9 protein-coding genes are annotated in these 23,693 nt (G+C 42.0%); 7 read left to right on the forward strand and 2 right to left on the reverse strand.

Annotated features, from left to right (window positions below):
- Positions 1–81: 81 nt before the first annotated feature.
- The 3 genes from HXT24_RS02835 (at position 82) to HXT24_RS02845 (ending at position 9,942) form a co-directional block, all read left to right on the forward strand.
- Entirely contained in the window at positions 82–4,983 is a 4,902-nt protein-coding gene (locus HXT24_RS02835) for a PD-(D/E)XK nuclease family protein (RefSeq protein ID WP_422119577.1), read from the forward strand.
- On the forward strand, positions 4,976–9,175 hold the full coding sequence (locus tag HXT24_RS02840; protein WP_422119578.1) for a UvrD-helicase domain-containing protein: 4,200 nt from the start codon (positions 4,976–4,978) through the stop codon (positions 9,173–9,175). The genes HXT24_RS02835 and HXT24_RS02840 overlap by 8 nt, the downstream gene beginning before the upstream one ends.
- Positions 9,176–9,261: 86 nt before the next feature.
- Positions 9,262–9,942, forward strand: coding sequence for a GNAT family N-acetyltransferase (locus tag HXT24_RS02845; RefSeq protein WP_422119579.1), 681 nt, complete (start codon positions 9,262–9,264; stop codon positions 9,940–9,942).
- A gap of 239 nt (positions 9,943–10,181) precedes the next feature.
- Here HXT24_RS02845 and HXT24_RS02850 read toward each other — a convergent pair whose 3' ends face one another.
- Positions 10,182–14,630: a Tat pathway signal sequence domain protein gene (locus HXT24_RS02850; RefSeq protein WP_422119580.1), complete on the reverse strand. Its 4,449-nt coding sequence runs from the start codon at positions 14,628–14,630 to the stop codon at positions 10,182–10,184.
- 175 nt (positions 14,631–14,805) lie between these two features.
- On the reverse strand, positions 14,806–16,203 hold the full coding sequence (locus HXT24_RS02855) for an MFS transporter (protein ID WP_422119581.1): 1,398 nt from the start codon (positions 16,201–16,203) through the stop codon (positions 14,806–14,808).
- A gap of 837 nt (positions 16,204–17,040) precedes the next feature.
- Here HXT24_RS02855 and HXT24_RS02860 point away from each other — a divergent pair.
- The 4 genes from HXT24_RS02860 to HXT24_RS02875 all read left to right on the forward strand — a co-directional run bounded on the left by HXT24_RS02860 (position 17,041) and on the right by HXT24_RS02875 (position 23,658).
- Positions 17,041–17,184: a hypothetical protein gene (locus HXT24_RS02860; RefSeq protein WP_004113042.1), complete on the forward strand. Its 144-nt coding sequence runs from the start codon at positions 17,041–17,043 to the stop codon at positions 17,182–17,184.
- 147 nt (positions 17,185–17,331) lie between these two features.
- Positions 17,332–19,311, forward strand: coding sequence for a ribonuclease J (locus tag HXT24_RS02865; protein WP_020761868.1), 1,980 nt, complete (start codon positions 17,332–17,334; stop codon positions 19,309–19,311).
- 36 nt (positions 19,312–19,347) lie between these two features.
- The gene (gene pepN, locus HXT24_RS02870; RefSeq protein WP_422119582.1) at positions 19,348–21,960 is read left to right on the forward strand and encodes an aminopeptidase N; all 2,613 of its coding nucleotides are present in this window, start codon (positions 19,348–19,350) and stop codon (positions 21,958–21,960) included.
- Between the two features lie 117 nt (positions 21,961–22,077).
- Positions 22,078–23,658 (forward strand): aminopeptidase P family protein, encoded by a 1,581-nt coding sequence (locus HXT24_RS02875; RefSeq protein WP_422119601.1) that lies wholly within the window; start codon positions 22,078–22,080, stop codon positions 23,656–23,658.
- The last annotated feature ends 35 nt before the right edge of the window (positions 23,659–23,693 follow it).

The raw sequence follows: 23,693 nt of genomic DNA on the forward strand, positions 1-23,693 counted from the left end.
TGTATCTAATTTGGGCATTTTTTGGTACAATCGCACTACGAGGTTACATACAAACGCAAGCCAGTTGATAGAATTGTGTTTATGTGTACGGAAGATTCTGCGCTAGATGCTGTTCAATCGTTGCTTGATGGCAGTCTTAAAAACGCCAGCGAACGCCACACCAATGTTTTGTTGGTGTTTGGCGCTCCAAATTCTGGAAAGTCAAGTTTCGCTCTAAACGCTCTTCTATGCGGTTTGCGAGCTAATTGGAAGAATACGCAGGACTCTAAATACGATGAAGCCGTACAGCTTTTACTCAAACATGCGATTCGCACTGATTTTGCTATCGCCGCAGCCCAGAATCGTGCAACTGCCGCACGCATGTCTAACTACGTAATAAGCAATCTTGGTGTTTCATACCAGTCTCGTCCAGTTGGCACTCTTTCCGCTTTTGCATTCAGCCTGATTTCCGCACGAAATAAGCTTTTTGGAATGCCCTCTCCTAAATTGCTTAACGGCGCTGAACAAGATGCGATTCTTCGCGAAATAGTGCGAATGCATGTTAATCATGTTTTGCAAGGCGATAGCGGTGATTGCAAAATCTGCTCGCTTTTTAACGATTATTTTTCTGGAGAGTATTCTAAATCTTTGCAAGATGGTGATTATAAATCACATGATTCTTGGATTTACGTAATATCGCAGTTGCAAAACAGTGATAATCTTATGGATTCGTTCGACTCTATAGATTATCGGAATGCACATAATGCGCATAATTCTTATAATGCTCAAAATACTCAGGATTTGCCAATAAATAGTGCTTTCATTCATCAACTTCGCGATATGCTCGCTCGGTTAGACGAAATGGGTATTGTGAGCGAATCTGCAGAGTTGCAAATATTAAATAGCCTTAATTTTCAGTCGCATTTGCAATCTGGCTCTAGTTCCGATTTGCTTGCAACTTTGCAGGCGGATTTGCAATCTTCTAGCATTGCTAATCGTTTGCGTGTGCAATGGAATTTGGCTTTTGCACTTCGTAGTCAGTATGCGGATTGTGTGCGGAAAAAATATCCAAATGCTTTTAGATTAGATTCTTCTAAACTTTTGGCTAACGGTGTTCAAATTTTGAATGAGATTTTTAAGAGTTTATATGATGATAATACAGAAGAATCTTCGGTTGCTTGCGACTATTCAGCTGACTCTTCAAAAGATTTTTCTAAAGAATTATTTGCGCTTAAATGTTCACTTCCACGTCTTTTGGTAGTAGATGATTTTCATGATGTAACACTTGCTGGACTTGCATTTCTTGAGTCTCTATCTAGTTTGGGCGTTCGTATTGTTTTAACGGCAAACCCAGACGAATCTGTGCAATCCTTCCGTGGATCATACCCAGATTATGTGGTTGAAGCTGCTCAGCATGGTATTATGCAAGCAGCGGTACTTAAAATTTGTGACTACAGGATTGACGGTGTAGCTGAGTCTTACAATGATCCCAATGATCCCAATGACTATGTAGATTCTTCAAATACTTCAGATTTGCTAAAACAAAATAGTCGCTCAATTCCACTGAGTCTTTTTTCATCCAGGGTTTCGCTTTCAATCCCTTCGCTTATGCCAACGCCAACGCCTATCGCCCGCAGGGCTTGGAAGATGGCAAATGTTAAAGGTGCTTTTCCTATAGAAAAAATCGAATCAAATTCGCAAGAAACAGGAAATTCTTCGGTTTCTGGCGACTTGTATCGTACTGCGCGCGAAGAAATGGATTGTGTTATTTGGCAAATAAAACGCGCTCACTTAGATCACAAAATCCCGTGGAAAAATATGGCTGTGATTGCTCACGATAATGCTACTGTTCGTGCTTTCGGCGAGCGACTTCGCAAAGATGGTGTTCCTGTGCGATACTCGTCCGTTACTCGCGCTCTCAGGGAAGAGCCGTTTATAAAAGCACTGTTTGCGCTTATTGAATTGGCGCAATTTAGCCAAAATAGCGTGGATAATTTAGCTAAAGACGTATCTTTAGGAACTCGCACTATTTCTTCGATTGCGCGTTTTGTGAAAAGTCGCATAAAAACCATAATGGATAGTCCTCTGATAGATTCAGATAATTATAATTGTGCTGATTTAAGTGCTGTAGAAGCGCTTATGCGTTCCATTGTCTCTCTTAGTGACATGGTTAAATCTAAGGAAAATTCCCCTCTTAGCGTTCTTATAAGACAGTGGGATTTACTGCAAAATCAGCTTTTAAATAAGACTGATTATAAGAATGATGGTTTGGATGCTAATTTTAGCTTCGACAATCGTATTTTTGATTCAAATCCAAACCCTAATTCCACGCGATTTAGTGTTGATTCCTGCTACCTTCTGATAATTAAAGCGCTTATTGATAGTTGTGCTATTGATAAATCAATGGATTGTGATGATTTTAGTGTTGATTCCTGCGATTCTGATTTATTAGATAAGTCACCAGCTAACCAAACTCAATCTGATCAAACTACAGAAATTTTTTCTGTTTTGCAAAAAATGCGCCCAAACAGTGTTCATCTTCGTACTTTAATGCGCGTTTTTAAAATCACGTCTAAACTGTCTAAGATTTTAAAACAAGATTTAGCAAAAATTCAAAATAGTGAAACAAACGAGGCTAGTTACATACTTGGGCAGGCGTGGAATCTTTGTAATTGCGCTAAAAAGTGGCAGATTCAAGCGCTTAAAAACAACGATGAAGGTCGTCTTGCAAACGATAGACTAGATGCTGCTATGCGATTATTTGAGTATGCTAATTCGTTTAATTACATAGATTCGCGTGCGGATTATTACAATTCGTCGGTTGCTGGCGACTATTCTGCAGCGGCACCAACAATCACACAGTTTATTGATCAAGTTCGTCAAATGGAAATTGAAGCTGATTCTCTTGCCAGTGTTGCTCCTGTTCCTGATTCTGTAACGCTCACAACTCCGTCTGGCTCGGTTGGTTCTCGCTGGGATTATGTGTGGATTCCAGCCGTACAGCAGCGAGTCTGGCCAAATACTGCGGCTCGAAGCACAATGTTTGGGTCAGAAACTCTAGTAAACATGGTGTTAAATAATAGGATTTTCGGTTCAGCAAACTTTAAATCTAATAATTCTAAAAATTCATCATTATTAGATGAATATGCTAATCCTACTGGAATTTGCGTAAACGATAGACAAGCGATTTTTACTGGAGAGCAGCGAAGCTTTTTAATGGCGATTACGCGCGCCAACCGTCATCTATTTGTAAGCGCGGTTAATAGTGATGATTGTGTTCCTTCTGATTTTCTCTACTACTATTTGCCAGAAATATATTGGCGTAATGCGGATGGAAGTAGTGAATACACTGATTTCTGTGAAGATTTTGCTGTAATGGATGCGGATCCTAGAGGGCTTGTTGCTTCGGCGCGAACACAAGTAGCGCGTGCAATATATGAGTCAGAAAATAGTCACAACTTAGACGGAAATCCTACTGTTAAAGATGCTTTAACAGCGTTGAATCTTTTGAAAAATAATGGAGTGGATTCGGCAAATCCAGAAAATTGGGATTTTATTCGTAAAAATTACGGTTCTAAGACCGAAGAGAAATCTATTGAAAACGAATCAAAATCAAACTTAGTCACACTATCTCCATCAATGGTGGATAGTCTTTGGTCATGTCCAGTCTGTTGTCTTTTAGAGCGAAAATTTGCAGGTCCTACACGTGGAGGAACGGCAGCACAATTCGGCACGCTTATTCATGAAACTGCTAGATGGGCAAGTCAAGATGAGCATTTAGACAACGAGTATTTACGCGAAAAATATCCACAATTGCAAGAGTTTGCTGCGATTAAAAATGACAAAGTTAGCGAATTGCCTGACTTTGATTTTTCGTTTGAATCTATAAGCGCCTTACAAAAAAAGGCTATTGAAGATGTTGCAAACACTATGATTGAGCATTATTATTCGATTTGCCCAAGCGATTCCAATATTTCAGACGTAAAAGACCGATATCGTTTTATAAAAAATGATTTAAATGTTCGACGAGCGCTTTATACGATTGCTCAATATTTTGTAGGTTCTTTAACTGGATCAAACTACCCGATTATGGCGAAAAAAGATGAAGACGGTGTGGTTACTGATATTTTACCAGCGTTAGAAAAGTCGAAGTCTGCAAAACCTACAATTGCAGACGTCGATTTGGGGAATCTTGAACATGCCTATTGCGAGTGCAATATAAATGCCACTTTTGGATTCGACGATATTTTAAACGCCTATAATCGTGCGTCTAAAACAAAAACAAGCTTGGAAGATCTTTATTCAATAATGGGATTCTTAGTAGGCGGATGGCAAAATGGCGCGTCTAGCGATTTGCGAGTGAGGATTCAGGGTCGAATTGACCGCATGGAAATTAGAAAGTTAAATGACAATACGGAACAAATTCGCTTAATCGACTATAAAACAGGAAAAGTTCCTAAAACGCAGCAGGTGTTTAACGATTTACAACTTATCTGCTATCAGCTTGGGATTGTGTTTTGTAACGAAAACGTTGAAGACGTTAAACAATTGCTTAAATTTAAGCATACAAAAATCGCGCGAAGTGCGCTGTTTCACGTTGTATACAAAGATTCTCCTGCGCAAGATAATGGTGTTGCAGAAAACATTTGTCAGCCTTCGTTGTTTGACGAAGATGGCGCGTTGAGCACTAAAGGACTGATAAGTCGATACAGGTATGCGGATGATAATCGTCTTTACGAGCTTCCAGATATTGATGCGCAAAATCCTGCGGACGGTGTGAGCCGGAATGCGTGGTCGGATTTTGTAAACCTGCCTATGAGAACAAAATGGTCTCTTATGATGATATCTCGAGTATTCTTTGCTGCTTCTGCTGTTAAGTCAACCAGTTTTGTTGTTGAGCCAAAAGCAGACCATAAAAATCATTGCAGATGTTTAGATGTTTGCCCTGCGTGTGCGGAAAAAGTGGACACGGTTTACGAAATGATTGAAGGTAAAAATGAATAATAACAACGTTAACGCCGTAAAATCCACGCCTAATAGTGCTCCAAGTTTAGAGCAAAAAAACGTTATAGAAGCGCCGATTAATCAGGACGTTCTAATAGTTGCTGGAGCTGGCAGCGGCAAAACATACACTATGACTCGCCGCGTAATACATTTAATTAAAAGCAAAGTTCCGCCAGAATCCATATTGGGATTAACCTTTACAAATAAGGCGGCTGCGGAATTGCTAAGTCGCGTTTCTGCAGAGGTGAGTGCAAGCGGTGCAAATGGCGCAAAGTCATTCTTAAAGCCAGAAGTTATGACGTACGACGCGTTCTTTCAATCAATCGTAAGAAGATACGGGCTTTTGGTTGGATTCAACCAAAACACCATGCCATTAAGCGATGCTGGCGCGATGGAAATCATAAAAAGTATAATCGGAAAATATTTAGATAATCCACAAAATCACAATAAAAATTTAAACAAATTATATGATTTTGACACGTTATGTTCAGATGTTATGAAACTTTGTGCTGAAATATCATGCTCAATGATAGGTGTAGATGCGCAAGGAAACACTTGTTCCAGTGTGCCTCAAGTAGTACAAAAAATACGAGAGTGGAATAACGAGTTTGCAGAACACTTAAAAAATGTCATAGGAAACAAGAGAGTCGAATCGCCATTACCTGCTAAATCACCAGCAATACCAAAATACAAAAAAGTCAAAAAAACTGCTGGAATGAGTGCGGAAGACGTTACAAAAACATCTTCAGAAAAATTTAAACAAGCGTGTAAAAAATACGAAAAATATTGGGATGATTCATGCTTGCAACTCTGCGTGAACCTATACAACTCATGTGTAAAAAGAGACATACTGTTAGATCTTGTTTTGCAATTTGACGCTGAAAAAAAGCGCGTAAACATGGCACAATTTAGCGATTTTACAATCGCAGCCTACTATTTAGTAACACATTTTCCTTCGATTTGTGCGCAATACAGGAATCAATATTCTCAAGTTCTTTTAGACGAATACCAAGATACTTCTACAACGCAAGCAATGCTTATAAATACGCTGTTTCATACGGAGAATGATGCGGAGAATGGTGGCGATAATGATGGCGATTTTGCGGCGTCAAAGCGTACACACGTTATGGCAGTAGGAGACCCATTCCAAGCAATCTACTCGTTTAGAGGAGCGTCTACAGGAGCTTTCTGCAAATTTGAACAAGACTTTAATATAAACGAACAAAACAAATATTCGCTAACTGTTACACGCAGAAACTCGCTTTTTATACTAAAAGTTGCAAACGCACTAACTGAGCCGATGCGCGGAGAAAATGGCGATAATTCAACGCAAAACGCAAGTCGTAGATTTAGCAGCATTGACGATCGCGAAGTGCAAGTAGAAACTTTAAAGCCAAAAGAGGATGCGTCAAATGGCACGATTGCAGCGCTATTTATGCCATCTCAGGCAGAAGAAATCGACGCAGTAGTGCGATTTGCTAAGAAAATCGTTGAAAAATATGGCGAAAATCCGCTTGAGCCGCAACTTGCAATTCTTTTTAGAAGTAAAGCAAATATGCCAAAATATGCTGAAAAATTAGAATCAGCAGGTATAAGAACAAGCATAGTAGGATACTCATCGTTAATCGAAAAGCCAGCAGTTAAAGATGTGTTAAGCCTTCTAAAAGTAGTGCAAGATCACAGCGACTCAAACTCACTTATGCGACTTCTAGCCACACCTCGTTTTGCGCTATCTACCGACGATTTGGGGGCATTAGCTGCAATCGCAAATAGCGCAAACACGGAATATCTTTACAACATTTACTCGTCGGCAGGATTATTAGAAGCAGATCTTCCTAAAAGTCAGTGGGATTCTGCCGTGCGCAATCTTAGAAACAAGGCGAATAGTGGGGAAATATCTGGGCAAGTCATAAATATTTATGGCGGAGTTTATTTAGCAGACCTAATAATGCGTGATTTTTCCACAAAAAACGACCAGTGGGTTAATCAAATGCAGCAAAAACTTAGCATTGGAGGGTTTGATGCAGTAAAAAGACTTAGTAAAATCCTACATAATGTAGAAGGCATACAAAGAAACTCGCTAACAAACGTAATGCAAGCCGCTGTTCAAGCTCTTAATGTAGACATAGATACAGCAGTGGGGTCTGCCTTAAAATACAAGGATTTTAGCAACCAAATCATGCTGGACGACATGCGTAGTGTGTTAGATTCGCTAAATGCAATTGTAGAAACATATATTCAGGAAATGGGCGAGTGGCAGGACGTAAGTTTGCGCGGACTAATAAGCTGGATTGACTCAGCAAAAAATCTTGATTCTCAGTCAGGATCCTCTGTTTCATCTTCGGCTCAAACAGAACCAGCGCAAGTCGTGCTAATGACAGTTCACCAATCCAAAGGTTTGCAATGGCCTGCTGTTGCTGTAGTTGGTCTAAATGAGGGCGCTTTTCCAAGTAATCAAGGAGATTCGCTAAAAGTTGATGATAATGGGCAGGCTAGCGCTCGCATACCGATTGAGTTTGGTGCAAGCGTGCCTTGCGCATTGCGCGTGGATGCCAACATTTTGCCGCATTTTCCGCATACAGTCACGCGCGCGGAGGCAATGCACCCAGAAAAAGCAATGCAAAGTTTAGATAGTGTGCAAAAGATTTTTGACGAGATTAAGCCAGATAGAATCAAAGCTTTGTGCGATTTTGCGGAGGCTGTTAAAGAAGTGGATTGTGGCTCTTCGGATTGTGGCGATTTTTTGAGTGAAGAAACGCGCCGCGTGTATAACGCGTATAAATCCCAGCAAAACGTTGATTCTATGCCATTTACGCAAAGTGAGGAGCGCGGAATTCAGCTTCACATGGATGAGCGTCACCTTATGTATGTTGCTCTTACGCGCGCAAAGTTCGCTGCTCTTTTAACTGGCTCAGCTACATCTGGAGATAGCGCTCAAAGTGGCAGAAAGCGCAGTGCGTCAGTGTTTCTTAACGAATCAATAAATGCTATTAAAAATCTCAATGGAGCTATCGAAGTCCAACGCTGTGATTCAGATGAGGAAAATAAAACAGAATCGAAAGAATCTGAAGAATATGAAGAATATGATTTAAGTCAAAATGGCCTAAATCAGGATGTTTCAAATCAGGATGTTTTCGGCTTTATAGCTGGAGACGATGCTCAGGAATTTGCTGCAGAATTTAGCAAAATCGCGCCTCAGCCTGACTCATCAAGTTTAGAGCCAACACTTAAATGGCCTTGCACATTGAGTAGTACTATAGAAAAATCCTTAATAGAATCCGCAAAACTCGTAGAAAACTGCGATTCTGATTTAGAATCCGTATACGATTCATCCATAAACACAAACCCTAAATCGTTGCTCTACAAGGCAAAAATCTTCATACAAGACGCGGACTTAACATCACAAAATGACTGCGACTATTCGCTAGAAGAATTAGCCGAAAAAGTGAATAAAATATCTAGCGGATCAAGACTAAACGTAACATCGTTGCAAAAAATAAGCAAAATTGCACAAAATGCAAAAACAAGCGTTTACAACAATCTATTGGCTTGCATTAGACCAATCCCGTCCATTCCTTCAATAGATGCAAACCTAGGCACAAAATTCCACGCTTGGGCACAACAGTTTGTAGACTCAGCAACACCGAGCAAATCTTGTGAATGCTACGAGTGGAAAAACATTGTAAAACATGGAATATCGTTAGAAAAAACGCCTGAAAACAGACAAAAAGTTATAGATGATTTTAATCAAAGTTGCAAAGATTCAGATTCGCAAAGTTGCGCATTAGATCAATGGAAGCAACGGCTTATAGAATCGCGTTGGGCAAAACGAGTGCCGCTAGCTGCAGAAATGCCGATTTTAATGCAAATCGATAATACGGAATTTGCAAATAGAATCATCAACGGTACTTTGGATGCTGTTTTTGCAGGAGGATTAGACGCTAGCGATACTACAAAACTCTACACAATCGTTGACTGGAAGACGGGAAAGCGGCCAAAAAGCGCGGAAGATATTCGCCTAAAACTTGAGCAGCTCGACTGGTATAGGATGCTGCTTGCGCGCGCTACAAACGTTGATTTAAGATGCATTGACGCCACTCTTTACTACGTTAGTGAGGCGCGTGCGGAAAATCGCGAGATTCACGCATTGTGTAAAACGCGCGACGAAATTTTGAGTGAAGCGTCTTTTTAAAATCAACTTTTTTGATAATCTAAAAGTAGTACATAGCCGATTTAAGTTAGTAAAAGTAAAGTTAGTAAAAGTAAAAGAAGGACAAAATGACGGTTGAGTTTCGTCCAGTTAAAATTAACGACATTGACGCAATCGTAGAAGAATACGAGCGCACATGGGGAATCGCGCATGCTGTTGGAGAAGACGCTTCGCGCAATCTTTCTAGGCGCTTTGTGCTGCACTATTTGGAGCCTTCCACGTTTGGAACTGTTGCAACAATAAACGGCAAATTTATGGGACTTTTGCTTGCGCGCGTGTACGGAGATAAAGTGCTGTTTAAGCAAGTTCAGAAGATGCTGGAAGAGCAAGAAGCAAAGATGTCTAGCAAAGGCGATTCTTTGCACGCAAAAGCGTTGGACTCTGCGATTGGCATGGGACAGATTGAGCGCAAGTTAGAGGCGATGAGCCATATTAACGACTTAACGCAAGCAGAGTTGGAGCTTTTTATTGTTTCTCCAGACGCTCGCGGGCACGGAGTCGGCGGCGGATTGTGGAAGCGCACAATGCAACATTTGCGTAGCCGCGGAGTGAATCGCTACTTTTTGCACACAGATACGGCTTGCGATGTTAGTTTCTACGATTATCACGGGCTTAGGCGAGATGCTACCTGGGCTAAAAAAGATCACGAAAAGTATGCGGATCGCGTAAAAGATCTTGTTGAGGACTTGTACATATACTCGGGCGAGCCGTTTGTAAACCGCACCAGACGCACGCATCAATCGCGATGATTATTTCCGCTTTTTGTACCAAAATCAACCTAAATCACGTACAAAATGCGGAAATAATACGCGCATATTCCACTTACTTGGTGTAATCATGTAGTGCGTTTGTACCTAAAATACGGTGTGTCGTGGTACAAACGCACTACATAAACTTCCGCACTTTGTACCAAATTTGACCCAAATCACGTACAAAATGCGGAAAACAAATCGTGTCGTTAGTGCGGTCTAAGCGCTCAGGCAGGTCGTCATGCGCGACGATGACGAGCAAAGTAAGTGCCGCCTCCGATTGCTGCGATTCCAGCAACAACAGTCGCTATAGCTGCAACAATCTTAATCGTAGTGCTGTTGGATGCGCTTTGCGCTCCGTTTTGTGCGCCGCCCGATGCCTGAGCGCTCTTGGAATCTTCCTTAGATTCACTCTTGGAATCATCCTTTGATTCGCTCTTAGATTCGCTCTTTGCAGAATCCTTTGCATCGTTCTTTGCATTATCCTGCTTGGACTCGCTCTTAGCAGCAGAATCCTTAGCAGCATCTTGTGCTTTAGCAAGATCCTTAGCAAGATCCTTAGCAAGATCCTTGACTGCAGCTTTAGCGCCACTTGCAAGAGCAGCTGCTATGCGGTTAGCGCTGCTTGCGCTAAGAGTGTTAGCGTGTGCTGCGCCTGCAACATTATTTGCTGCAACGCCATTAGCGTTTTGAGCGTTTTGAGCATTTGCACCGTTAGCTCCGTTAGCGCCGTTTGCACTCTGCGATTGTGCAGCTGGAATAGCAGCGTGGAATCCGAGTTGCTCATTTCCGAACAAGTTGTTTGCGTATCCTGCAAGATACTGGTTGTAGTAGTTTTCGAAGGATTCGCTAGAACTCGTGTTGTTGCTAGTGTTATTTTGCGTTGCGCTAGTTGAACCAGTATTCTGATTAGCGTTGCTTGATTCTACTTCTTTAGATGGGGTAGGAGCAGATGGAGTAGGCACAGATGGGGTAGGTACAGATGGGGTAGGAGCAGGAGTTAAATCTGTACTTGCATCATGCGACTGATCTGCTGGCGGATCTGTTGGAATATTTTCTGGCGGCACTGTTGGAGATCCATCATTACCACCATTACCACCATCACCATTATTCTCATTATCTGAAGTCACCAGCGAATTTACTTCCTTTAAAGTCTTATCTAAAGTACTAGTAGATTTATTAAGAGACTGTTCCACTGTATCAAGCGTTGTAAAACGAAGAACAAACGTATTCTCGAGATTATCGAAGTTTTGACTTACAGCAGCAAAAGTAGCATTGTACCTTTCAATTACATTATTTTTAGCTCCAGCCAAAAGCGTCTTAACTTTCTCATGCAATTCAGCAACTTTTTGCTTCGCTTGCAAAACTTGCGTCTTAACATTTTCAGCCTTTTGCTTTGCTGATTCAAATTGGCTTTGAGCTTCTTTTGTAATGCGTTGTGCTTGTTCAATAGCAGACTTTGCTTCATCAGCTTTTTGCTTAGCTTGAGCGGCTTTAGCAGCAGCATCAGATACTAGCTTAGCTGTATTAGACTTAGTAGCATCAGCTTGATTCTTAACTTCGGTTGCTGTAGCTACCTGCTGTTCAGCATCTTGAATTTGCTTTTGAGCTTCTGTAACTTTTTCGCTAGCAGAATCAATTTGTTGTCTTGCATCTTCAATTTGCTTCTGTGCTTTGTTAACTTGGCTTTGAGCTTGCGTAACTTTCTGTTCAGCTTCTTCCTTAGATTTGTTTGCAAGATTTAACTGTTTTTCTGTTTCGCTAACTTTGCTACGAGCAGAATCAAGCACCTGAGTGGCATTACCAACAGCTGCATCTTGTTTCGTGACCTTCTCGTTGGCTTCTGCCAATTTAGTAGCAGCATCATTAGCTTTGATTTGTAAAGCTTTTTTAGCAGATTCGAGATTCCTTACGGATTCTTCAAACTCGCTGATTTTAGCTTGCTTTTCTTCACCAGTTAACTTAGATTGTTTCTTGGCTTCTTCTACATTTTTGCTTGCATCTTTATAATCGTTCTCGTATTTATTTGCTTCAATAGTGAGCTTTTCTAGTTTCTCTTGAGATTCTTTTAACTCTTTCTTAGCATTGTCAAAATCGTATGCAGCACTTGTAAAAGCATCCAAGACAGTTTTATTTGCTGAGTTCTTAGTATTCGCAGCATCGATTGAGCTACTAAGAGTTGTAACCTTTCCATCTAGATGCGTGTACTTTGTTTGCCATTGCTGAGCAAGCTTTTTTGCAATAGCTGCATTTTCTTTTCTTCCCCAGTCTTTGCTAGGGTCGCCATATTTTTTAGCTTCACTATTTGCTTTTTCTTTCTCGGCTTTTACACGTTCTAATTCTTGTTCCTTTAGCCCCTTAGCGCTCTTTTTGTCTGGCAAGTTCAAATCGTATTGTACTTTTCTAAGATTGTACTTAGCTTCAAACAAATTTGCATTTGCTTTATTTGCTTCAGCATTCAACTTTTGCAATTTAGCGATTTCATCTGTATTTTCAGATGCGCTTCCAGCAGATTTTTCTTGCTTTAGACTATTCTCATAATTACTAAGAAGCTTCTTGTATTCGGCAATGCTAATCGAAGATTCGTCGCTTCCGTGCCACACAGCAACATCTTCGTTTTTTGTAACGGTTTCTTGCTTGCCGCCAGGAATCCTAGGCATTTCTTGAATGAATAAATCGCCTTCTGCGAAACCGCCAGCGCTTATATCTTTTCTAGCAAAAGTAGTGTAATGACCTACGGAAAGACTAAATAAATTAGTTAGCTTGCCATTTTCGTCATTTTTTTCGAATAACCTTGTGTTTGGTTTTTGGCTTAATTTCATTCCAAAATCATATTGATTGTCCTTAAGGAATTTCTTGCCAGCTTCAGAAAGCTTGTTTTCAATCTTTGTATCGCCTTTGAATGTATAGAAGATTCCTTTATCTCTAGCCTCTTCATAGCGATTCTTTTCAATCGTATACCAGCCGTCTAAAGCATTCGACTTGTTATCTGTAGGCTTAGGTTCTGTGCTTTGCGTTTTAAGTCGCTTTGAGCATGAAGTTTTACCATCGTCTAGAACTTTGCAATCGTTATCTGAATACTTCATTCGACCATTTTTATGGCCGTCGTAATCACCCCAAGCAAGATTTTCTGCAGTTTTGTACGGTGTAGTGTCCATAACACTAGCGTTATCATACTTTTCATGGTTTACTGCATGATTATTAATAGCAGCCGAGTAGAAGGAATGCACAATGCTTTCGGCAATCAAGCTTAAACGCACGTTTACAATTTGCAACGCGTTGTTATCGTTTTTTCTGTACTCGTTTAAAGCATCGTAATATTCAGCGGCTTCCTTCATGTTTTGCAGAGAGTCAGCGCTGCCAACTCTACCAAGCCCAGGTTTTACAATATCTTCATACCACGTTGGAGCTTCTATTGTTTGTGCTTCTTTATACAATCCATCTTGGAATTCTTGCCTTGGAATCACATATGATTCGCCTTTAAGAATTTTCTGAGCGCGCTCAGCGTCTGCAATAAGATCTTTGTTTTTATTATTTTCCTTAGCTTTTTCACTGTCAATCACATATTGCAAGAACTTGTAGAAGTCAGACTTTTTCTCTAATGAATTTTCTGTATTAGAATCATTTTTGCTTTCAGAATCGTAGACTTTTCCTGCTGCATCTGCTTTTCCTCTAAGATTGTCTAAGTTTTTGTAAGACTCAACTAGCTTTTTGTAATCTTTGATTTTTTCTAGTTCTTCTTCTTTAGATTCTAGTTCTTTACTTGTTTTGCCAATTTTCTGGTTATTTGTAGCAAGCGTTTCTTTAATTTTTGTTACTTTTTCTTGAGCTTGCTTATAAACGGATTCTTTTTCTTCAGCAATTTGTTTTACTTTTTCCAAATCCGTATTGTTTAAAGCAGAATCAGACTTTTTAAGTTGCTCTAACTGTGCTTGTTTTTCTTCTAATTCTGTTTCTTTGTCTTTAAGATCGTTATCTGCTTGCTTCTTTGCATTTTCAAGAGATTTTGCGCTTTCAACTAGAGAAGCATAAGATGATTTTTCTTTTTCAAGATTTTCTTCAGCTGCTTTTAAATTCTTGTTTTCTGCATCTCGATTTGTTTTTGCTTCATCTACCGTTTTTTGGGCGTTTTGTAGTTCGTTTTGATTTTGTTCAAGTTGTGTTTCTGCTTGCTTCTTTGCATCTATAGCTTGTGCCTTAGTGTTTTCTGCTTGCTTCTTTGCATTTTCGGCGTTACTTGCCGCTAAGCGCGCATTTTCTTTAATTTTTTCGGCTTCGTCAACTTTCTTTTGAGCTGCATCTACTTTTTCTTGAGCATCTGCATCTTGCTGCTTTGCATCTTCTGCATCTTTCTCTGCTTGCTTCTTCGCTTCTGTAGCTTCGGATGCTTTTTTGGATGCCTCTTCTACTTTTTCATTTACTTTTACAAGATTGCTATTTGCGTTTTTAACAGCTTCATCAGCTTTGTCTACTTCTGTTTTGGTCTCTAGATTAAGCTTTTCAGCTTCTCTTGCGAGTTCATTTGCTTTAGCTTCCTGTGGATTAGGATTCTCATGATTGGCATTAATTTCAACATTTTCATTGTCTGAGTTTTGATTTATAACATCAGCATTTGCCACATTTGCCATTGCGAATAATGCTAGTGAACTTGCGCCTAAAGATATAGCTGCTGCGATTTTAGCATTCATAAAACCTCTCCTCATATTTGATAATAGGAAATCGTTAGTTTTCGTGTTTTTGAACAAGATTTTGAGCAATTGCTTGCTGTTCTTCTTGTTTTGGAAAACATATTTTCTACCGGGGGGGGGGTATCAAGTTTTCAATGTGATTTTATCAAATACCTATGGATTAAATACTCGCGTATTAACTGCGTTTGCGCGTTACAATAATCCACCCAATTGACGCGATTGGAATTGCAACAAGCGTAGAAATCCACGGAACCATCATTCCGCCATGCGAGCTCCATGCGTCAATCGCAAATCCTGCAACCATTGATCCAAGAGAAGCTCCGATTGCAGATGCCGTTGGCAGCCAAGATAATCCTTCGGTAAGCGAATGCTCTGGAATCGTGTCTTTAACAATAAGATTTCCAGTTGCAAAAATTGGCGAAACGCATAGTCCGCTTAAAAGCTCAAAAATGCTTAGAAGCACAAGTCTATCTAAGTTAATGTTCATAAGAATAAAGCCAATAGTAAGAAGGCTTAAAAACACGATTAGATGAGACCAATTAGATCCGCGGAATTTGTGCGAACCAAAAATAACAGCTCCAACTAGAGATCCACATGCAAACAGCGCAAGTTGCAAGCCGATTAATTTGTCTAATCCTTGCGCGCGCATTGCTGCAGTAACAGATACGTCAAAAGCGCTAAAACTCATATTAAAAACAAGGAACATAACAACAAGTGGTATGATTCCGCGGTAAAGAAGAACGTTTTTAGGCTTCTTCTTACGATTTTTGTTTTTGAGTTGTTTAAGCGAAAGCCTGTCGATAAGTTTTGTTGCGTTGTTGCTTTTATGTACGTTTTGTGCGTTTTGCGTATTCTGTATGTCTTCGTTTTGTTCGCTTATTGCATTTTGTACGTCTTCGTCGTATTTAGGCGCGCTTTCTACTTGCACGATTTTAATAACCGCCGGCTGCGTGTTTTTAAGTGACAAGAACCACGCTCCGCCTAGTCCGCTTGCTAAAACTGGCACAAAAAGTTGAGATACAGGGTGAACGCTAGTGGCAAGCCATGCTGCAAGAATTGGTCCGAAAATAAACACAATCTCGTCAATTCCAGATTCAAGCGCATATGCAACGTTTAGTAATGTATCGTCGCTTTGACTTTTAAGTGTGTATGCCCAGCGCGTTCTAACAAGCGCGCCGAACGCAAATTGCGTAACGCCCATTAAGATTGCAAGCACAAAAAGTATTGGCAAAGGTACATGTATTAGCGTTGCAATAGCAAAAGATAGCATAGCTACAACTTGCGCGCTTAGAGCGAGTGTTCCAACTTTTCTTTGACCAAATCTATCAAAAAGCTTTGCATATAATGGCGTTACGGCTGCTTGCGATAGCACGTATGCAGCACTCATAGTGCCTGCAATAGTCCAATTGTTGTAAATGTGGTTTAGTGCAAGAACGATTCCTAAACCCATCATCGAAATAGGCAGCCTTGCTATTGCTCCAGATATGCAAAATGCTCGTGTTCCTTCAAAAGAGAACAATCGTGCATAATTTGACATAGGCGAAGACTTTTGCTGCGCCGATTTCGATGACATATTCACTTCCCTTAAAATTTGTACGCGCTTAACGTGTTTAAAATAGTTGATTTTTGAGTATCTTTCTAGTCTACATTATGGTGTAAAAGTTTGCAGATGTTGTTTTGTTTTTCCCGAAAATGTACGCGCTCCGACCTGCCTGAGCGCTTAGGCCGCGCTAACGATATTCTCTATTTGTTGTTGCGCGAGGTTTGCGTATTTCTCTCCTCGCAGGCGCGCCAACCTGCCGGAGCGCTTAAAGCGTAGCGCGCGAAGGCAATTTGGTGCGCTGAGCAGCTCGAGGCAGAAGCACTGCTTCTGCGCTGCGAAGACGTGAGCGCGGCTAATCCGCGCGAGCGAAGCACTTTTACGTATAGCTTATGAACGTTAATATTCTAAGGCTTTAGGATGGCGCTATTTATTGCTCGTAGAGAAATACATCAAACCTTCTGAATATCTAGAACTTTTGCGTGGTTTTTATCACCGAGATTCTCGATTTTTCTTGCTCTCTCGGCGAGTCACCATCGGAGGACTGCGAATCGACTTGCATGAGCGCTTAAAGCGTAGCGCGCGAATGCACTTCGATTCGCTGAGCTTGCTCAAAGTTGAAAGCACAGTGTGCTTTCAACGCAAGCGAAGACGTGAGCGCGCTGTAACGCGCGAGCGATACGCCTCTTTCGCTGCGAAAAATCTCGAATCTCTACTTCACTTGGTGTAACCTACGTAATCTTGTAATGCGCTTATAGTTGTACGATTATTTTTTACGATTATCTTTTGCAAAAAAGTATTGTAGAATTAGGAACAATAGGTTTTTTAACAAAACAGGAAACAAGAAACAAGAATTTTAGAAGGTGTGTAATGTTTGGTTCAGATTTATTCGCAGCAGCAGGATTTGCTGACATTCAATCAGGCTCCGCAATTTTAGGTTCAATGATTTTCGCAATCGTTGTAGTACTAATCGGAATCGGAATCAAGATTTGGAAAAAATACGGTAAGCATTAGAGTTTACGCTTTAACATACGTTTCAACACACGTTTTAACATTTTGACTTTAGCTTTAGCTTTATAGGTTATTTACGACAAACTCAAAGCGATTTGCTTCATATTTTTAAGTGTTAATCCGTTGAGGCGTAACGCTACAATGGATTAGATGAGTAAGACAACGACGCAATTGACGGATGAGATTCTTGCAGAAATTGTAGACTCTGTAAAAACCTCCCAACCTTCAAAAATAACGAATAAAAAGTCAAATAAAACTGTGAAAAAAGAAAAAACAACTAATACAAGTAAAAAAAGCAATAAAACAAGCGATAACAAGATTAACGATAACAATATCGAATCTTTGAAAGCAAGCAAAAAAATCAAAAATACGCAAAGTTCTAAAAGTTCTAAAATAGTTAAAAACGCGCTTCCACCAGTGGTAAACGATCAGCGCGAAGGTGCGTTAATCGCTCCGCCAAAATATCGCAAGGGGTCAATGAGAATTGTTCCGCTTGGCGGATTGGGCGAAATCGGAAGAAATATGAACGTTATAGAATACAACGGTCATATTCTACTTATAGACTGCGGAGTGCTTTTCCCAGAAGAAGAGCAGCCGGGCGTAGACCTGATTTTGCCAGATTTTCACTACATTCAAAACAGGTTAGATAAAGTAGATGCTCTGGTACTTACGCACGGACATGAAGACCATATTGGTGGCGTGCCATATTTGCTTAAAATGCGTCCAGACATTCCTCTAATCGGATCTAAATTAACACTCGCTTTTGTTGAAGCAAAATGTGCAGAACACAGAATCAACCCAAAAATGATTCATGTAGAAGGCAGAGACAAGCTAAAAATAGGTCCTTTTAATTTGGAGTTTATTAGCGTAACACACTCCATTCCAGACGCTCTTGCAGTGTGTGTAAAAACGCCAGCAGGAACGCTTATTGATACGGGAGATATAAAGCTAGATCAGCTTCCACTAGACCATAGGCTTACTGATTTAGTTGAATTCGGAAAGCTTGGCGAACAGGGAATTGACTTATTAATGGCGGATTCCACAAATGCCGAGGTTCCAGGATTCGTTAAGCCAGAAACCACTATTGGACCAGCTTTGGATCGCGCGTTTGCGGAAGCCACTCGCAAAATAATCGTCGCAAGCTTCTCTAGCCATGTTCACCGCGTTCAGCAAGTCGTAGACGCTGCACACAAGTATGGTCGAAAAGTTGTGTTCGTTGGGCGCTCAATGGTTAGAAATATGTCTATTGCGGCAGATCTCGGCTACTTGCATATTCCAGAAAATACTGTTGTAGATTTAAAGCAAGCAAAAGATATTCAAGACGACAAGCTTGTGTATATGTGCACAGGATCTCAAGGCGAACCAATGGCAGCTCTTGGGCGAATCGCAGACGGAATACACAAAGATATTACAGTTAATGAACTTGATACCGTAATTCTTGCAAGCTCACTAATCCCAGGAAACGAGCATGAAGTTTACAAAGTAATCAATAAGCTTGTACAAATGGGCGCTCGCGTAATCAACAAAGATAATGCTGCGATTCATGTTTCTGGTCATTGCAATGAGGGTGAGTTGCTCTACTTGTACAACATTGTTAAGCCAAAATGCGCTATGCCAATTCACGGCGAACACAGGCATCTTGTGGCAAACGGTTCGATTGCTGTTAAAACAGGCGTGGATCCTAAAAATGTTGTTTTGGCAGAAGATGGAGATGTTGTGGACTTGTACCACGGAAACGCCGCCGTTGTTGGATCTGTGCCATGCGGATACGTGTATGTTGATGGCGATTCCGTTGGCGAGCTTACAGACGAAGAGCTGGAAAAGCGCAGGATTCTTGGCACAGAAGGATTTGTGTCTAGCTTTGTAGTGGTAAACACAGATAGCGCAGATGTTGTAGCTGGTCCAAAAATCTACTTGAATGCTGTTGCAGAAGACGAGTCTGATTTTGAAAAGATTCGTAGTCAGATTGTTTTCCAGCTTCAAGACGCTATGATGCATGGCGAGAAAGACACGTATAAGCTTCAGCAGATTATGCGAAGAACGCTTGGAAGTTGGATTGCACGTGCGTTGCGTAGGAAGCCAATGATTGTGCCAGTAGTAGCAAATATTTCAGAAAATAATCAAGAATAAGGAAAATATAAAGGAAATATAAAAAGGAAGGTAAATATGCCAGGAGCAAATCTTACTCGCGTAGAAGCTGCGGAACGTTTTAGCGCAATTCAAATGCCAATTCACTACGATGTTGCGCTTGATTTAGGCAAGGGCGGCCGCGATTTTAAGTCGCACACAAAGATTGAGTTTGATGCAAAAGCTGGTGGAACAAGCTTCCTCGATTTGATTGCAAACAGCGTTGAATCCGTTGTGCTCAATGGCGCATCTCTTGATGTTTCTAAGGTCTTTGCAGATAGCCGAATTGAGCTAGCAAATCTGCTTGAGCATAATACCGTAGAAGTTGTAGCAAACTGCCAGTATTCCAACACGGGCGAAGGCTTGCACAGAAGCGTGGATCCTTCCGACGGCAACGTGTATTTGTACACTCAGTTCGAGGTGCCGGATGCTCGCCGCGTTTACGCAGTGTTTGACCAGCCAGATTTGAAGGCGGTTTTTGATTTTAGCGTGGATGCTCCAGAAAGCTGGATTGTGACTTCCAACATGCCAGTTAAGAGCGAAACTGCGCTGGAAGGCCGCGAAACTGAAGCAGGCACTTTGGAAAATGGCGCTGTAGAAGGTATGAAGCGCTGGGTGTTTGAGTCAACTCCAAAAATGAGCTCCTACTTAACTGCTATTTGCGCAGGACCTTACGCGCAATGGCATACGACTTACAACAACGAAGACGGTCGCGTAGTGCCAATGGCAATGTATTGCCGTCAGGCACTTAAAGACGCTTTTGCAAAAGATGTTGACTACTTGTTCGATATTACGAAGAAAGGTTTTGCTTTCTACGCTAAGACTTGGGGAGTGCCATATCCGTACGCAAAGTACGATCAGATTTATGTGCCAGAATATAACGCTGGAGCTATGGAAAACATTGGTATGGTTACAATTCGCGACCAGTACGTGTTTGAATCCAAGGTCACGGACGCATATGCTGAGCGTCGTGTTGTAACAGTTTTGCACGAGCTTGCGCACATGTGGTTTGGCGACTACGTAACAATGAAGTGGTGGAATGATTTGTGGCTTAACGAATCCTTCGCAGAATTCACTTCTACGCTTGCGACTGCTGAAGCAACAGAATGGCATGACGCTTGGAGCACTTTTAATTCTGGTGAAAAAAGCTGGGCGCTTAATCAAGATCAGCTTCCAACAACCCACCCAATCGTGGCTCCAATCAACGATTTGAACGACACTTCCGTTAACTTCGACGGCATCACCTACGCAAAGGGCGCTTCAGTATTAAAGCAACTCGTAGCGTACGTTGGTCGCGAAAAGTTCTTTGAAGGAATCCACAATTACTTGAGCAAGCATGCATACAGCAACGCAACTTTGGCTGATTTGTTGCACGAGTTGGAGCTTACAAGCGGACGCGATCTTAAGGCTTGGAGTGCTCAGTGGCTTGAAAAAGCTGGAATTAACACGATTTCTACCGAAGTCGAAGAAGCTAGCGACGGCACTATTGCTTCCTTGCGTTTGCGTCAGAGCGCGCCAGTTGAGCATCCTGTTCTTCGCGCACATCGTTTGGCTGTTGGATTCTACAATGTAGATGAAGTAACTGGCGAAATTAAGCGCACAAAGCGAATCGAACTTGACGTAGACGGCGAAGTTACGGAAATTGTTGAAGCGCGCGGCGAAAAAATGCCAGCGCTTATTCTCGTAAACGACGACGATTTAACGTACACAAAGTTGCGTTTTGACGAAAAGTCGCTTGAGTTTGCTGCCGAAAATCTCTACCGCTTTAAGGATTCTTTGACTCGCTCGCTTATTTGGCTCGCATTGTGGGATATGACTCGCGACGCAGAATTCCCAGCAGAGCGCTTTGTAGAACTTAGCCTTAAGGCCTTGGCAACTGAGCGAGAATCAACTACTTTCCGCTATGCTCTTGGTCAAGTGAAAGTAACTGCAAGCCACTACGTGGTGCCTGAGCGTCAAGCAGAAGTCGCAAAACATGTAGCTCACGAACTTTGGCAGTTGGCTTTGGCAGCTTCTGCAGGTTCCGACGAGCAATTCCAGTTGCTAAAGGCTTATCTTGGCTACGGCGAAGTTGGAGATGCTGAGTTTGTGCGCGTAGCTAACGGATTACTTGACGGTTCCGTGAGTTTGGAAGGCTTGGAAATCGACAACGACTTGCGCTGGAGTATTCTTATTGCGCTCGCAGGCGTGAATGCTTTGGACGAAGCTGGAATTGATGCGGAACTCGCTAAGCGCGATACTACCGAGAATCGCGAATACGCATATCAAGCTCGTGCGGCTCGATCAACTGTAGAAGCTAAGGATTGGGCTTTCGAACAGGCTTTGCGTAATCTCGATTTGACTAATATGCAGATGGGCGCTGTGGTTGCTGGCTTTGCTAGCACAGCTAAAGGCGATTTGGTTAAGCCTTATGTCGAGCGCTACTTTGCTGAAGTTGAGTGGATTTGGAAGAATCGCACATTCCACATGGCTGAAGCTTTGATTGAAGGCTTGTATCCAAATTATGCGGATGTAGACGAATTAGTTGAGCGCGGACAGCGCTGGCTTGATGAGCATAAGGATGCGGATCAGGCTTTGCGTCGTATGGTGCTCGGCAAGCTTGATTCTTCTCGCCGCACGCTTAAGGTGCAGCATTACAACGCTTCGCTTTAGTTTTGCGTAATCAAATAGCGATTTTCAATGTACATTCCTAATAAGAAAATAAGAAGATGTAGATTGAATCTAAGTTGATTAAAGATTAATTCAAGGAGTCGCAAGATGGCAGAAGATATGCATCAATCAACGCCAACAATACATGGTGAGCAACTAAACGCGGATGGTACGCAGAAAGCGCAAGACCGCGTAAACAATCGATCTTTGCGCCCAAACAGCGATTCCTTTAAAGAGTTTATGACTAGTGGCTGGGATAACCAAGAGCCACAAATCGAACCGCTTGAGTCCTCAAAGTACACGCCAGCGCGTCTAGAAGCGCTTGGCAAGAGATTCCCAGGCGAGCGCCTTGTTATCCCAGCAGGTCAGCCAAAAGTACGCAATAACGATTGCGACTACGCTTTTAGACCAGACACAACTTTCGCATACTACACTGGCTTGGGTCAGGATTACGAAGCTGGCGCTGTGCTTGTGCTTGAGCCGGTGCAAGCAGGTAGTGACGAGGAAGCAGCTGGCAAAACTCACGTTCCGCAGCTTTTTGTGGCTCCTCGCGCAGACAATAGCACTGATGCGTTCTACAAAGACCCGCACTACGGTGAATACTGGGTTGGTCCTCGCGCAGGACTTAAAGAGCTTAAGGCTATGACTGGTATCGATACGCGCGATATTGCCGAGCTTGACGACGCGCTTGCAAAAAACGTTAGCGACGATAATAGCTCTGCCGAAAGCGTGCGCGTGCGAATTGTGCGAGAAGCGGATGCTGATTTAACAGCGCGTGTAGATGCTTTAAGAGAAGCGAGCGGATTTAGCGACGAAGATGCAAATATTGCTGCAGACGATAAGTTGCATGAAGTAGCAGCCGAAGCTCGTATGCTTAAAGACGCTTACGAGATTGGCGAAATGCGCAAAGCTGTTGCTGCTACAAAGTTAGGCTTTGATCGCATGCTTACGCGTTTACCTCAAGCTTTAGGCAAAGAGCATTCTGAGCGCATGATTGAAGGCGCTTTTAACTCCGTTGCTCGAGAAGTCGGCAACGAGGTTGGCTACGATACGATTGTTGCTTCTGGAAAGCACGCTCCAATTTTGCATTGGATGCGCAACACGGGCGTGGTTTCTAGCGGCGAACTTTTGCTTATTGATGCAGGCGTAGAAGTCAACAGCCTTTACACGGCAGATATTACGCGAACTTTCCCAACAAACGGCAAGTTTACAGATTTGCAAAAGAAGCTTTACCAGTGCGTTCTCGACGCTCAGCAAGCTGGTTTTGAGGCGGCTAAGCCAGGCGCCACTTACAGCGATATTCACCACGCTTGCATGCGCGTGCTTGCAGAGCATTTGCATGAGTGGGGCATTCTAAAGGTTAGCGTTGAAGAATCGCTTTCGCCGCAAGGTCAGCAGCATCGTCGTTGGCATGCGTGTGGTGTTGCTCACCACTTGGGTTTGGATGTTCACGATTGCGCTCAAGCTCGCTACGAGGCATATCAGGGTGCGAAGATTACTCCAGGAATGATTTTCACAATCGAGCCTGGCTTGTACTTTGCTGCCAATGATCTTATGCTTCCGCCAGAAATGCGCGGAATCGGAATCCGCATTGAAGACGATGTTTTGATGACGGAGAATGGCCCTGAATGGCTTTCTATCGATATTCCTAAGCAGATTGATGATGTAGAGGCTTGGATGGCTCAGCGCGCGGCAAAGTAACGTGCAATAGGGCGACTTTTTCTATGCGATTAGTG

Origin of the sequence: Gardnerella sp. DNF00354, assembly GCF_049262755.1 — a bacterium.
GTDB classification, from domain to species: Bacteria; Actinomycetota; Actinomycetes; order Actinomycetales; family Bifidobacteriaceae; genus Bifidobacterium; species Bifidobacterium vaginale.